General features: G+C 59.8%; 13 protein-coding genes. 8 read left to right on the top strand and 5 right to left on the bottom strand.

Going from position 1 to position 14,420, the window contains the following annotated elements; all coding sequences use genetic code 11:
* Nucleotides 1–181 precede the first annotated feature (181 nt).
* Entirely contained in the window at nucleotides 182–1,729 is a 1,548-nt protein-coding gene (locus ACR0AI_RS21050; protein WP_480677038.1) for a trimethylamine methyltransferase family protein, read from the top strand.
* 135 nt (nucleotides 1,730–1,864) lie between these two features.
* Here the strand turns inward: ACR0AI_RS21050 and ACR0AI_RS21045 are convergent, their stop codons facing one another.
* The 4 genes from ACR0AI_RS21045 to ACR0AI_RS21030 are packed head-to-tail and all read right to left on the bottom strand — an operon-like array spanning nucleotide 1,865 to nucleotide 6,349.
* Nucleotides 1,865–3,205, bottom strand: coding sequence for an NAD(P)/FAD-dependent oxidoreductase (locus ACR0AI_RS21045; RefSeq protein ID WP_480677036.1), 1,341 nt, complete (start codon nucleotides 3,203–3,205; stop codon nucleotides 1,865–1,867).
* On the bottom strand, nucleotides 3,202–4,698 hold the full coding sequence (locus ACR0AI_RS21040) for an aldehyde dehydrogenase (protein ID WP_480677035.1): 1,497 nt from the start codon (nucleotides 4,696–4,698) through the stop codon (nucleotides 3,202–3,204). Before ACR0AI_RS21040 ends, ACR0AI_RS21045 begins: the two co-directional genes overlap by 4 nt.
* A gap of 3 nt (nucleotides 4,699–4,701) precedes the next feature.
* On the bottom strand, nucleotides 4,702–5,631 hold the full coding sequence (locus ACR0AI_RS21035; RefSeq protein ID WP_425085703.1) for a dihydrodipicolinate synthase family protein: 930 nt from the start codon (nucleotides 5,629–5,631) through the stop codon (nucleotides 4,702–4,704).
* A 7-nt stretch (nucleotides 5,632–5,638) separates the two neighbouring features.
* On the bottom strand, nucleotides 5,639–6,349 hold the full coding sequence (locus ACR0AI_RS21030; RefSeq protein WP_480701460.1) for a GntR family transcriptional regulator: 711 nt from the start codon (nucleotides 6,347–6,349) through the stop codon (nucleotides 5,639–5,641).
* Between the two features lie 163 nt (nucleotides 6,350–6,512).
* On the opposite strand from ACR0AI_RS21030, the gene ACR0AI_RS21025 reads away from it, so the two are divergent.
* The gene (locus tag ACR0AI_RS21025) at nucleotides 6,513–7,463 is read left to right on the top strand and encodes a GlxA family transcriptional regulator (RefSeq protein ID WP_480677030.1); all 951 of its coding nucleotides are present in this window, start codon (nucleotides 6,513–6,515) and stop codon (nucleotides 7,461–7,463) included.
* A 379-nt stretch (nucleotides 7,464–7,842) separates the two neighbouring features.
* Here ACR0AI_RS21025 and ACR0AI_RS21020 read toward each other — a convergent pair whose 3' ends face one another.
* Nucleotides 7,843–8,382, bottom strand: a complete 540-nt coding sequence (locus ACR0AI_RS21020) for a ZrgA family zinc uptake protein (RefSeq protein ID WP_480677028.1) — start codon at nucleotides 8,380–8,382, stop codon at nucleotides 7,843–7,845.
* 237 nt (nucleotides 8,383–8,619) lie between these two features.
* Between ACR0AI_RS21020 and ACR0AI_RS21015 the strand changes: the two genes are divergently transcribed.
* The 6 genes from ACR0AI_RS21015 (at nucleotide 8,620) to ACR0AI_RS20990 (ending at nucleotide 14,354) form a co-directional block, all read left to right on the top strand.
* The gene (locus ACR0AI_RS21015) at nucleotides 8,620–9,891 is read left to right on the top strand and encodes an imelysin family protein (protein WP_480677026.1); all 1,272 of its coding nucleotides are present in this window, start codon (nucleotides 8,620–8,622) and stop codon (nucleotides 9,889–9,891) included.
* Between the two features lie 127 nt (nucleotides 9,892–10,018).
* On the top strand, nucleotides 10,019–10,312 hold the full coding sequence (locus ACR0AI_RS21010; RefSeq protein WP_480677024.1) for a (2Fe-2S)-binding protein: 294 nt from the start codon (nucleotides 10,019–10,021) through the stop codon (nucleotides 10,310–10,312).
* Nucleotides 10,260–10,745, top strand: a complete 486-nt coding sequence (gene bfr, locus ACR0AI_RS21005) for a bacterioferritin (protein WP_170556457.1) — start codon at nucleotides 10,260–10,262, stop codon at nucleotides 10,743–10,745. The genes ACR0AI_RS21010 and bfr overlap by 53 nt, the downstream gene beginning before the upstream one ends.
* The gene (locus ACR0AI_RS21000; RefSeq protein ID WP_480677022.1) at nucleotides 10,705–12,252 is read left to right on the top strand and encodes a di-heme oxidoreductase family protein; all 1,548 of its coding nucleotides are present in this window, start codon (nucleotides 10,705–10,707) and stop codon (nucleotides 12,250–12,252) included. Before bfr ends, ACR0AI_RS21000 begins: the two co-directional genes overlap by 41 nt.
* Nucleotides 12,253–12,254: 2 nt before the next feature.
* A complete protein-coding gene (locus tag ACR0AI_RS20995) occupies nucleotides 12,255–13,265 on the top strand; it encodes an imelysin family protein (RefSeq protein WP_480677020.1) in 1,011 nt (336 codons plus the stop codon).
* A 3-nt stretch (nucleotides 13,266–13,268) separates the two neighbouring features.
* Nucleotides 13,269–14,354: a DUF1513 domain-containing protein gene (locus ACR0AI_RS20990; protein ID WP_480677018.1), complete on the top strand. Its 1,086-nt coding sequence runs from the start codon at nucleotides 13,269–13,271 to the stop codon at nucleotides 14,352–14,354.
* Nucleotides 14,355–14,420: the final 66 nt, after the last annotated feature.

Below are 14,420 nucleotides of genomic sequence, written 5' to 3'. Positions count from 1 at the left end.
TGACAAACACGCCGAGGCACCACAGGCCGCAGAATAAACGCACCAAAACACAAACAACCCAAGCGCCGCCCAAAACAAGGGCGGCGCTTTTGCGTGTCGCATTCTGCAAGCACATATCGCTATCAGAGAGGTCAGCGCGCCGCGAATCCGTCATTGTGGTTTCAAGATGGAGGATTGCCCTTTGAATATTCGAACCCAATCACGTTCCGGAGGCCGCGCGGCGCGGCGCGCGCAACGCACAGCTCCGAATTTTGAAATGCTGCCCGGCCTGACCCGCGCCATCCCCGAATGCGAGGTGATGGACGGCAGCCAGGTCGAGATGATCGACAATGCCGCCATGGACATTCTGGAAAATGTCGGCGTTCAGTTCCGCGACCCGATCGCGTTGGAAGACTGGAAGAAGGCCGGTGCCAAGGTAGACGGAGAGCTGGTCTATCTGGACCGCAACATGGTGCGTGCGCTGATCTCGACCATTCCGGCAAAGTTCACCTATCACGCGCGCAACCCGGCAAACAACGTCAAGCTGGGCGGCAAGCATTCGGTCTTTGTGCCGATGACCGGCGCGCCTTTCCTGCGCGATCTGGACGATGTGCGCCGCAACCCGCTGCTGGAAGATCTGGCGATGTTCCACAAGCTCAGCCATATGATGCCCGCGCTGCACAGTTCGGCCCACCATATCGTCGAGCCTTACGATCACCCGATCAGCCAGCGCCACCTACGCATCACCTACTCGTCGATGAAATACTCGGACAAGATGTTCATGGGCATGACCACCTCGCCCAAGAATGCCGAGGACGTGATGGATATGTGCGCGATCCTGTTTGGGGATGAGTTCATCGATAGCCACCCCGTGACCACCGGCAACTGCAACGGCAACAGCCCTCTGGTCTGGGATGAGACCATGCTGGGCGCGATGCGTGCCTTCTGCCGCCGCAATCAGCCTGTCCTCTGCTCGCCCTTCGTTCTTGGGGGCGCAAACACGCCTGCCTCTGTGCCTGCCACTGTAGCACAATTGACGGCCGAGGCACTTTCTGCGCTGGCCTATACGCAGGTGGTCCGCAAAGGGGCGCCCGCGATCTGGGGTCACTACCTGTCGACCGTGTCGATGAAATCCGGCGCGCCGATGGCGGGTACGCCCGAGATCAGCTTGATGAACTTCATGATCGGTCAGATGGCGCGGTTCTATGATGTTCCCTGGCGCACCTCAAACACGTTGGGCGGCGCCAAGACGTTTGACGCACAGGCTGGCTACGAATCTGCCACGACGCTCAGCGCGGTTCTGCATGCCGGGGCGAACTACATCTGGCACTCGGCGGGCTGGAACGAGGCCGGTATGCATTGCTCAGTCGCCAAGTTCATCGTGGATTCGGAACAATGCGCGATGGCCTATCGCATGGCGGAAGGTCCCAAATGGGGCGACTTCGATCAGGCACTGGCCGCCGTTCCGGATGTCGGCCCGGGTGGCCACTATCTGGGCCATCCGCATACGCAGGACAACTTCCAGACGGCGTTCTTTATGCCCGAGCTGTTCGACAACAACTCGATCGAACAATGGCAGGCGGAAGGCAGCGTTGAAATCACGGAACGCGCCCTCAAACACGCTAAGAAACTGCTGGCCGAGTATCAGGAACCAAAGCTGGACGAGGCCAAGAACGAAGAGCTTCTGGACTATATCGCGCGCCGGGAAAGGGAAATTCCGGCAGCGGATGAGTTGAACCAGACCTACTGATACCAACTCCCCTACTGGCCCGCCCACCATTCAGGGCGGGCCTTTTTTTGCAAAACCGCTAAAGCCGCAACAGGCGAGAGAACTTGCGTGTCTTGGGCCGCTCAATGTCGGCAGGCTCGGTTGAGCCCGCCATACTCATTCATCCCGCGCGCGCCATTCTTTCCAACGCAACACGGCATTCGCCCCGATTTCCCGGAATGGCTGGGGCGGCAGGCGTTTGGGGGTGTCTTCGGCTTCGAAAAAACTTGTGATGTCGGAACTGTGGCCACAGGCCCTCTCCGCCGCTGCGATCCCGGTCAGGGTCCCGCGCGCAGTGCCCAGCCCGTTCTGAACGCAACCGGAATAAACACCCGGCTCGATCTCTCGGGCGACAGAGACACCATTGAGGCTGAGGCATAGGTGACCAGCCCATTGATGCTTCATCCTCAGTCCCGCCAGTTGAGGGAACCGCTGATCGAATTTACGCTGCATCACTTTGGCGGCGCGCGCCAGATCGCTCGAGGTTGCTGCCATGCCTGGCCGTAACGCCGCACAGGTCCGGGTGACAATGCGATTGCCGCCCTGGCCGGTGTCGATCCTGCGCATGGTCGTTCCCATGGGGTCCGAGGGCGTCACGCCCCAGCGCGGCTGCCCTCCCAAAAGGGCCAGCGCATGAGCGTCCAACTCGGGCGTCATGGCGGCAAAGAGGAACAGCTGCATCAACCGGTCACGTTCGATCCCGAAGCTTTCCAGATGACCATTGACCGTCAGGATGACGTTGCCTGTGCTGACGGTGCCTTTCCCAGTCCGCACCACCCAATCGCTACCGCTTTTTTCAAATCCCAGTACGGGCGAGTTTTCGAAAATGGCAACGCCATCCCCGGCCAGCCCAGCAGCCAAACCACGAACATAGCCCGCCGGTTGCAGCATGACCGTTCCGGGCGTGAAAAGGCCCGATTGATAGTGCCGTGATCCGGTGAGCTCGTGCATCTGCGAGGGGTCCAGCATCTCGCTGGTTTCGCCCAAGGTTTCCAAATGCCGCGCGTAGCTGACATTGTGGGCATGGCCCGTATCGCCTGCCGCTCCGTTGACCTTGCCCACTTCGTCGAAAAAGTTGCGGTCGATCTGGTATTGCTCAACGGCAGACCGCGCGAATGCGATGGCCTGCCGGTTGAGGGCGATCATGGTCTTGTCATCACCCGCTCCGGCATAGTCATCCGATGCCAGGTCGTGCGGCAGATCGATCATGAAGCCCGAGTTTCGCCCTGCGGCCCCTTCGGCCACGCGACCTGCTTCAAGCACGATCACACGAGCCTTAGGGTCCAATTGGGTCAGACGCCGCGACGCCGACAAACCGGCAAAGCCGGCGCCGACGACCACGACATCAGCGGTCAGATCCTTATCCAACTCCACCGCGGGCGGCTGGGCGCCGAGGATGGCGCTCCAGGCCGCTGGGCCGCGATGGGTTGGCAGTTTGCGTGCTGAGTATGCGCTCAATCGACGGCCTCATCCGCATCATCGGCCAGATCAATCCAGATGGTTTTCAACTGGGTGTACTGATCATGCGCATGGACCGAGTTGTCGCGCCCGCCAAAGCCGGACTGCTTGTAGCCGCCGAAGGGCGTGGTGATATCCCCTTCGCCAAAGCTGTTCACCGTGACGGTGCCAGCCCGGATCGCCCGAGCACCCCGGATCGCGCGTTTCGCGTTGGCCGTGAAGATCGAGGCGCAGAGGCCATACTCGGTATCGTTGGCGATTTTGATCGCCTCATCGAAGCCCGAGACCTCAATCACCGACAGGACGGGGCCAAAGATCTCCTCGCGCGCCAGAGTGGCGTCATTGCCCGAGACTTCGACGACGGTGGCTTCGACAAACCCTTTTTCGGCCTTGCCTCCGATCACCACGTTCTCGGCCTGATCCAGATAGCCACATACCTTGTTATAGTGCCCTTCGTTGACCAGCGCGCCCATGCGGGTTTCTGGGTCCAGCGGGTCGCCAATGTTCCACTGTTTGGCGTGATGGGCGATGCGCTCCAGCAACTCGGCCTTTACATCCTTGTGCACGATCAGCCGCGACGAGGCCGAGCAGTTTTCGCCCATGTTCCAGAAAGCCCCATTCACGATATGCGCGGCCACGCGATCCAGGTTTTCGGCATCATCCATAACGATGGCAGGGTTTTTGCCGCCCATCTCAAGCACGACCTCTTTGGCGTTGCTTTCCGCCGAGTAGGTCAGGAACCGCTTGCCGGTCACGGTCGAGCCGGTGAACGAGACCATGTCGATATCCATATGCCGCCCAATCGGCTCACCCACAGCGGCGCCGCCACCGGGGACTATGTTCAGAACGCCCCGCGGCAGGCCCGCTTCCATTGCCAGTTCGGCCAGACGCAGCGCGGTCAATGTGGTCTCGGCTGCGGGCTTCACAACGACCGAGCAACCTGCCGCCAGAGCCGGTCCGATTTTCCAGGCCAGCATGAGCAGCGGGAAGTTCCACGGCAGCACCAGACCCACCACGCCAATCGGCTCACGCACAACCATGGCGATATGGTCATCGCTGGCGGGTGAGACCTGATCGTAGATCTTGTCGATTGCTTCCGCGTGCCATTTCAGACAGTGAATCGTTTCGGGCACGTCCACGGTTTCGCAGTCATAGATGGTCTTGCCGCTGTCGATGCTCTCCATCACCGCAAGTTCACGGGCGTTGCGGGTCATCAGTTTGCAGAGCCGGATCAACACGTCCTTGCGGTCCGAGGGATGCAGTTTCGACCACCGCCCATCTTCAAAGGCTTCGCGCGCTTTCTCGACCGCGAAATCAACATCCGCAGCACCACAAGCGGCGATGTCGGCCAGCTTCTCTCCGGTCGCGGGGTTCACCGTTTCGAACGTCTCGCCCGAGATCGCCGGGCGGTACGCGCCGTCAATGAATGCTCCGGTCGGCAGAGTCAGGTCTGCGGCAATGGATTTGTATTCGTCCTGTGTCAGCAATTCCATGCCTTAGCCCCCAATCTTCTTTTCAGCTACGATATCAGCGATTGTTTTCTTCAACACGCGCGTCACCTGTTCCAGCGCACGCTTGTCATCCTTGTTCAGCCCCTTCAGCGGAGCCCGCATCGCGCCCGCCTCAATGCCGTTCATGGTGACGCCATGTTTAATGGTCTGGATGAACTTGCCGCCCTGCTCCAGCACCCGCATCAGCGGCATCATCGCGCTCATGATCCGGCGGCCTTTGGCGAAATCACCTTCGATCACGCAGGCGTTGTACAGCGCCACATGCTCTTCCGGCAGGAAGTTCGACCCGCCGCACACCCAGAACGGCGCGCCCCAGGCAAAGAACTCAAGCGCCTGATCGTCCATGCCACATCCCAGTTGGATATGTGGATAGTCCCGCGCCAGCAGATGCACCCGGTTGATATCGCCCGAGCTTTCCTTGATGCCGCAGAAATTCCGGCTCCGGCCCACACGGTCGAGGAACTCCTCGCCCATCATCGTCCCGGTGCGGTGCGGGTAATTGTACAGCATCACCGGCAGATCAGCGGCCTTGTCGATGGCCAGCGCGTTCAGCGCGTTTTCCCGGTCCGTGGGCACCGAATAGGGCGGGCTTGCCAGCAGGATCGAATCTGCTCCGATCTCACGCGCACCCGAGGCCAGCGCAATCGAGTCCGGTGTCAGCATCGCTCCGGTCCCAACGACCAGAGGCAGACGACCTTTCAACTGCGCATGCGTGAACTTGGCCAGTTCCAGCCGCTCTTCCACGGTCTGGGCATAGTTTTCGCCGGTCGAGCCGCCCGAGATCAGCCCGTGAACGCCACTGGCGATCAGGAATTCAATCACGTCGGACAAAGCGTCCCAATTCACGCTGCCATCCTCGTGATAGGGCGTGACCACAGGGGTGTAGATCCCCTCAAACTTGAAAATCGGGTTCATTCCGTCCTCATGCAGGTTTCGAAAGAGGCGGGATGCCCATCGGGACATCCAGCGCATCAGGCATCACGAACAGCTCAATCTGATCGCGAGACAGGTTCCAGTGATCCTCGGCCAGCTGCGCAGCAGCCGCCTCATCGCCCGCCTCGATGGCGGCGATAATGGCGTCGTGCTGACGGCTGGCTTCAGTCAGGTTTTCGGTCAGACCCGTGTTGCGCGGTCTGTAAAAGGTCATGCCGATCCGCGCATGGTCGATCAATAGGCGATTGAACGACGGCAACAGATATACATTGCCGGACATCTGCCCCGTGACATCGTGAAACCGGTTGTTGGCCAGCGCGCGATCCTCGGCCGAGCCCGACTGCAGAGCCGAACAAAAAGACCGTTGTGCATCCTTCAAGGCGTCAAGCTGATCCGGCAGAGCGTTGCGCGCGGCCAGCCTCAGGATGGCGCCATACACCATCGGAGCCGCCAGAAAGAAATCCCTCAGCGTGGTATGCGACATCTCGGATACGCGCGTGCTGCGGTTGGCGCGCTGGTCCAAATATCCCTCACCGGCCAATTGCCGAAACACTTCGCGCAGCGGGGTTCGCGACAGGCCGAATGCTTCGGACAGATGCGCCTCATCCAGATCGGCGCCAGGCTGTAGCCGCAAGGTCAGAATCGAAACCTTGAGGTGTTCTGCAAGCTCAGATTTGCGCGAACGCGCTTCGTCCTTCATCCGCCTATCCCATTGTTGCAGCCGCTTGGCGAATCGAGATCGCCAAGCCAAGGGTGTTGTATGCGATTAAAATACAACTTGTATACAATTAATTTTCGTGCAGCATAGGCGACCTGCGAATAATGTCGAAACCAACCAGCAGCCCGGAAGCGCAAAGACCGCCATGCCCGATCCCAGCCACATCACCTTCATTCTGATCGAGGAGTTTTCGCACCTCGCGTTTTCCTGCGCGGTCGAGCCTTTACGGATTGCCAACCTCGTCAGCGGGCAGGATCTCTACAGCTGGTCTTTTGTGTCTGAGCATGGCGAACACGCTGTCTGCTCCAACGGCTCGGTTACTCTGGTCCATGGGGGATTCGATAGCCTGCCCAAATCTGATCAGATTTTCGTGCTGTCTGGTATCCACATGCGGAACCACGCCTCCAAACCTCTGCTGGCTTTGCTGCGGCGTGAACGAGCACGAGGAACTGCGATCGGCGCGCTATGTTCGGGCGCTTGGCTTTTGGCTGAGGCCGGTTTTCTGAACGAAATGCAGGCCGCCATTCACTGGGAATACCATGACGCCTTCACCGAAGCGTTTCCCGATGTGAACTTGGTACGCAGCGTATTTGTAGCCGACGAAAAGCACATCACCGCCTCGGGCGGTACAGCGACCGCCGACCTGATGCTGCACTTGATCGAACGAGATCACGGGGTCGAGCTGGCCATGGATGTGGCCGATCAGATGGTCTACAACGCCGTGCGCAACGCAACGGCCAAACAACGCGTTTCCCTGCAATCGCGAAACGGAATGCGCAACATCCATCTGGCCAAAGCGATTGAGGTCATGCGCAACAACATCGAAACGCCGGTCTCACCCTCTGCGATTGCAGATAAACTTGGCATTTCGACACGGCAGCTCGAACGGCTATTCGGCAAATACCTGAATACCTCGCCCAAAAAGTACTTTATGGAGATGCGGCTGGAGCGCGCGCAAAAACTGCTGTTGCAAACCGAGGCTTCTGTGACCGAGGTCGCTATGGCATGTGGGTTTGAGAATCCAGGCCATTTCTCACGCGTGTTTCGCCTGAGTTTTGGCGTCACGCCTCACGCACAGCGCAACAAGATTGACTGACGTAAAACGATCCCACAGCTGGGGGAGAGCGCCCTGATCTGCCCGAAACTGGGCACATCCTCGCTCATCCCCCGATCCCTTCGAGAACCCCCTCATTAAAATCGGACTAGTCAACACCTCGGTAGGATAGTGTGGTGGTATTCCCGAATGTTGGCACAAGTATTGCTAGATCATGTCAGATTGAGGTTTCTTTCTGCCATAAACATTAATTTTGCGGAATTTGATCAGATTCCAGATCAGAATTGAATTTTGTGTTCACGCATAAGCACCCACTCGCCCGCTCAGGCCATAGGTGATTCCTATCCAACACTCGAGCTTGTCCACATTGCTGGGTCGACCCATCCTGCCGAAACCAATTTTGCAAAGCATGGAAACGATATCAGTCCGCGCCTTGCAAGGCCGAGACATCAAGAACCGGCAATTGCGAGGTCACATGGACGCGCCGCGTAGCACCCTGCGACGATGCGGTGATATCGAGCTTCGAAACTTGATCAAAACGCTCGAAATACGCGAACTCAATCGTGTCCAGAGCGGCCATGTCCGAACACTGAATCACATACTCGGCCAGAAACTCGGGCGCGCCCACCGCGTCTGCATCCGACCCAAGCCCTTCGCCCGTCAAAGACACATTAGCCGACGCCGTGGCGCAGCCAGCCTGTTCAGGGACAACAAAAAGGGTTAACGGCTTTGACAAGGACGAAATAGCATCCGCGACCGCGGACCGATCCGCGTCATCTGCTGCGCGATGGTCGAACCCCAAAATATCCTCGCTCGGAACCGCTAACGACACGCTGAACTGAGTTTCCTCAAAGGAAATATCCAATGACCCCGCAACAGCACTCTGCGCGGGAACCTGATCCCCTGCCCATGCCTGGACGGTTGCTGCACACAAACCGATCGAAGCACTCAACCACTTCATGAACTCACACCACTCGCAATAGAATCACACCGTTTATTCTAACTTTAAAAGAATGCGGCGCAATCGCGACGGCGTGGGTTTGACCCGCCAGATATGGGGATGTCGCGCCGCTGCAGTAAATCTGACAATAAAACTCAGATTGACATTGTCGACTATTTCACTCAGTTATGCGCATGCAAGTGCGCCCCCTTTTGGGCGCACCTGAACGAGACTTCTGACACGAAAGACCTGGACCCAATGACGAAATTCTTTGCTGCCGCCAGCACTCTGACCCTATGCGCAGCCACCACCGCATCGGCCGGCGACGCCCCTGCAAAAGCGGACGTGCTGGACACTTATGCCAATATTGCAGAAGCCAAATATGATGACAGCCTGATCGCCGCCAAAGCGCTGCAAAACGCCGTCAACGCACTGATCGCCGACCCGTCGGACGCCACCCTGAACGCCGCCCGCGCGGCCTGGATTGCCGCCCGCGTCCCCTATCAACAGACCGAGGTTTACCGCTTTGGCAACGCCATCGTCGATGATTGGGAAGGCAAAGTGAACGCATGGCCGCTGGACGAAGGCCTGATCGACTATGTCGACGCCTCCTACGGCGGCGCCACTGACGAGAACGAATTCGCCGTTCTCAACGTCATCGCAAACCCAAACTTCGAGCTTTCGGGAACAGCGATTGACGCGACCGAGATCACCCCTGAATTGCTGGCAGACACCCTGCACGAAGCTGACGGGATCGAGGCCAACGTCGCCACCGGCTACCACGCCATCGAATTCCTGCTGTGGGGGCAGGACCTGAACGGTCACGGCGCAGGCGCGGGCAACCGTCCGGCAACCGACTATGCCAAAGGCGATGACTGCACCAACGGCAACTGCGACCGACGTGCACAATACCTGAGCGCCGCAACCGACCTTCTGGTCAGCGATCTGGAATGGATGACAGCACAATGGGCAGAAGGTGGTGATGCACGCGCCGCCCTGAACGAGAACGAATCCGCCGGCATCAGCGCCATTCTGACCGGCATGGGCTCACTGTCCTATGGTGAACAGGCTGGTGAGCGTATGCGCCTGGGTCTGATGCTGAACGACCCTGAGGAAGAGCATGATTGCTTTGCCGACAACACGCACAACAGCCACTACTACGATGGCCTTGGCATCCAGAACGTCTATCTGGGCAGCTACACCCGCATCGACGGCACCCCCATCTCGGGCGCGTCGCTTTCGGATCTGGTGATCGCCGCTGACCCGGCTCTGGACACTGAGATGAAAGCAAAGCTTTCGACCACGATGCAAGCTCTGGGCCGGATCAAATCGACCGCCGAGGCCGGTTTCGCCTATGACCAGATGCTGGAACGCGGCAATGCCGGTGGCGAAGCGCTCATCATGGGTGGTGTCAACGGTCTGGTCGACCAGACCAAGACCATCGAGCGTATCGTATCTACCCTCGACCTCGACGGCATCGAGTTCGAAGGTTCGGACAGTCTGGACAACCCTGACGCGGTTTTCCAGTAAAACCATGACACTGTCGGGGGCGTCGGCGATACGGCGCCTCCTACATCTCGGTCACACCACAGCGTGACTGGACCAAACGGCAATAACTTACTAAATAAGTAAGAAACCTAACGAGCCTCGATTCGCCATGATCGTCTGCCACTGCACAAACATCTCCGACCACGACATCCGGGCCGCTATCGACTGGATGCGAACCGCTGACGCGCAAGCGATCATTACCCCCGGAAAAGTCTACCACGCCCTTGGAAAATCTGCCGACTGTGGTGGATGCATGCCGCTTTTCCTAGACACGATGCGAACCGACGATAATCTGGAAGTCCCCATGCAGCTGCGTGCGTTACGCACCGGCCTATCACAGGAGAAGTCAGATGAAGGGCGATCCCAAGGTCATAGAGTATCTCAACAAATCCCTGCGGCATGAGCTGACAGCCGTCAGCCAGTATTGGCTGCACTACCGGCTTCAGGAAGACTGGGGCCTTGCCCATATGGCCAAGAAAAGCCGCGAAGAAAGCATCGAAGAGATGGGCCATGCGGACAAGCTGATCGAACGGATCATCTTTCTCGAAGGCCACCCGAACCTGCAAAAGCTCGACCCTCTGCGGATTGGGCAGAACCCCAAGGAAACGCTGGAATGCGATCTGGCCGCCGAACACGACGCCCGCACATTGTATGTCGAAGCGCGGGAATATTGCCGCGAGGCGGGCGACTACGTCTCTATGTCGCTGTTTGAGGAACTGATCAGCGATGAAGAAGGTCATATCGACTTCCTCGAAACGCAACTCGATTTGTATGAAAGGATTGGCGACGCCAATTATGCGCAACTCAACGCCGCGAAAATGGACGCCGAGGAATAGTATTCTCGCCCTCTCGGTGGTCGCTACCGCGGCCACCCCTTCCCTGTCAGCCGAGCTGCTGGACCTTCACCTCAACATCACCCCACGTACCGAAGACGAACGCGCCCGCATTGCCGGTGTCACTGCACCGCCGCAGGATTTCAGCGCGCCGCAAAGGTTCGAAGAGTTGCCTGCCGGGGCCGCAACCGTGCGTGTGCGCAACAACGCGGATGCGTTCTCGCAACCGTCCAAGAACCTGAGCTTTGAACAAGAGCTGGACTTCAAGGTCGGCAATGGATTGTTCAAGAAAATTTGGGTTTCTTCGCCGTCCTCAACCCTCGCGTCTGATGGTCTTGGGCCGCTTTATAACGCGCGCTCGTGCCAGCGCTGTCACATCAAGGATGGGCGCGGCCATACGCCGAACGGGCCGGATGACAACGCCATCTCGATGTTCCTGCGCGTGTCTATCCCCGGAGGTCCAGAGAACGCGCCGGAGGGGATCGAAGACTATCTCGCTACCCTGCCCGAGCCCAACTACGGCGGCCAGATGCAGGACTTCGCCCTGGCCGGACATCCGGCGGAATACCGGTTGGAGATCACCTACGAAGAAATCCCCGTTGCACTATCCGAGGGCGAGAGCGTTTCGCTCCGCCGTCCCACCTACACCGCCACCGATCTGGGATACGGCGCGCTACACCCCGACGCCATGCTCAGCCCCCGCGTTGCCCCTCAGATGATCGGCCTCGGGCTGCTTGAGGCGATCCCGGTCGAGGACCTGCTGGCCAAAGCCGACCCAGACGATACGGATGGCGATGGCATCTCGGGCCGAGCGAACATTGTCTGGTCGACCGAGTTTGACGCCCCGATGATGGGCCGTTTTGGCCACAAGGCCGGCATGCCCACGGTCATGGAGCAATCGGCTGCGGCTTTTGCAGGTGATATCGGCATCTCGACCCCGCTGTTTCCGGCCCCTCACGGTGATTGCACCGATGCGCAGGTCAATTGCATGAAGGCCCCCCATGGCGACGGCGATGTGCGCGAGTTTGAGGTTGATCAGGTCGGAATGGACCTCGTGGCCTTCTACAGCCGCAATCTGGGCGTCCCGGGTCGCCGGGATGTGGATGACCCGCAAGTCCTGCGCGGGAAAGAGGTGTTCCACACCACAGGCTGCGCCGCCTGCCATACCCCGACCCATGTCACTCATCGCATGGAAGACCGGCCCGAGCATAGCTTTCAGCTGATCTGGCCCTATACCGACCTGCTGCTGCACGACATGGGTGAAGGTCTGGCTGACAACCGCCCTGAGGCACGCGCCACAGGCCGCGAATGGCGCACGCCACCCCTTTGGGGGATTGGCCTGACCCAGCGTGTGTCCGGCCATACCGAATTCCTACATGACGGGCGTGCCCGCAACCTGCTCGAGGCTGTGCTTTGGCACGGGGGCGAAGCGCAATCCGCCCGTGACACTGTCGTGACTATGCCCAAAGCCGACCGCGACGCCCTTATCCGTTTTCTCGAAAGTCTTTGACCATGCGAATATTTGCTTTTGCCATTGCCCTAGTCGCCCCTCTGGCGGCGTCAGCCCAAGACCGTGCAGCGATCCTGACGGATGTGTCCGCCGCGCATATATTGCCGCGCTTTGCTGAATTGGCCGATGCGACCGAGGCTCTGTCCGTCGCATCCCAATCCGATTGCGCGCCGCAGTCAGAGGCTCTGCGCACGGCCTATGGCTCTGCCTTCGACGCGTGGATATCGGCCAGTCACCTACGCTTTGGCCCCACCGAGGCCGACGACCGCGCCTTTGCCATGGCCTTTTGGCCTGACACGAAAGGGTTCACTCCCAAGGCCCTATCGCAGCATATCGCAGCCGAAGACCCTGCGGTGAATGACACGGCCGCCTATGCCGAAACCTCGGTCGCGGGGCGCGGGTTCTTTGCGCTTGAGCAAATGCTGTACGATCCCAAATTTGCCGATCAGGGCAGTGCCGAATACCGATGTGCGCTGATCCGGGCCATCACGGCCGATATCGACGCCAATGCCGATGCGATGGCTGAAGAGTGGCAAAGCCATGCGGTGAAGCTGGAACAGCCGGGGGGCGACAGCCCGTACCGCACGCAGGATGAGGCGATGCAGGAGTTGTTCAAAGCGCTCTCAACCGGGTTGCAATTCACTGCCGAAACCCGATTGGGCCGACCCCTTGGCACTTTCGACCGCCCCCGCCCTAACAGGGCCGAAGCCCGCCGCTCGAAACGCGCCTTACGTCATGTCGAGCTGTCTCTGATTGCGCTTCAAGACCTTGCGGCGCGGCTGTCCGCCGACCATCCCGAGATCGCGCAGGATCTGGACCTGGCCTTCACCCGCGCAATCAAAAGCGCCCGGTCCATCGACGACCCCGCCTTTGCTGGCGTGGCCGATCCCGCAGGCCGGTTCCGGGTCGAAGCGCTGCAACAGGCGGTGAATGACATCCGCACCATCGCCACGACCGAGCTTGGCCCGACCCTCGGTATCAGTGCCGGGTTCAACTCTCTCGACGGGGATTGAGCCATGACCAACCGCCGCCATTTCCTGGCCGGTCTTGCGGCTGCAAGCCTTGCGCCCGCAACGGGGTGGGCGTCGGTCGGGGCGCCCGCTTTTCTGGCCGCCGGGCTGTTTCCGGATGGCTCGTTCCGTCTGGCCGGTTTGGATGAGGGAGGAGACATCCTGTTCTCGCTGCCCCTGCCCGCAAGGGGTCACGCTGCCGCCGCACACCCGCGCAAAGCGCAGGCCGTGGCCTTTGCCCGCCGCCCCGGCACGTTTGCGCTGATTATAGACTGCGCAACCGGACAAGAGCTTGCACGGCTACAGGCCCCCAAGGGGCGGCATTTCTACGGTCACGGCACGTTCACGGCAGACGGCACCCGGTTCTTTGCTACCGAAAACGACTATGAGGCCGGCGTAGGCCGTATCAGCCTTTGGGACGCCACCAGCTTTGAACGACTAGGAGAGTTTTCGTCGGGCGGTGTTGGTCCCCATGACATGCGCCTGATGCCTGACGGCCAAAGCCTTTTGATCGCCAATGGCGGGATCGAGACCCGCCCCGAGACCGGACGGACCAAGCTGAACCTGCCGGTCATGCAGCCAAACCTGATCTATCTAGACCTGTCCGGGAACCTGCTTGAACGGGTCGAGCTGCCGGGCGACTTGCACAAGAACTCCATCCGCCATCTCAGCGTGCGCAACGACGGGCTAGTCGGGTTCGCGATGCAGTGGCAGGGAAGCCAGACCAAGCACCCGCCCCTGTTGGGCCTGCACCGTCGGGGCGCGCCTCCGCAACTTCTGTCCGCACCAGAAGACCTCCAAATCACCTTGCAGGGCTATGCTGGCAGCATCGCCTTCTCGGCCAGCGGGACCGAGGTCGCCATAACCTGCCCTCGCGGAAACGCGCTGCATCTGTTCGATGTAGCAGGTCGCAGCTTCAAGAGAGCTTTCGAACTGGAGGATGTCTGCGGTCTGGGCGCCGGCCCGGACGGGCTGATCTTTACCACCGGTACAGGCACGTTTGGCGCTGTAAGCGGGCAGCAGGCACGGGTTCTGGCCCGCCCCGATTGCCAATGGGACAACCACCTGATCCCGATCCGCGCGTACGCCTAGCGTTCGGAAATCCCTGTCACATAGTTTACACTTGGACGAATCAAAATGCTGCCGTATTGGCGGGCG

Source organism: Ruegeria sp. BG3 (assembly GCF_056538485.1).
The sequence above is the reverse complement of the archived record's forward strand: the minus strand, read 5'-3'. Positions and strand labels throughout refer to the sequence as shown.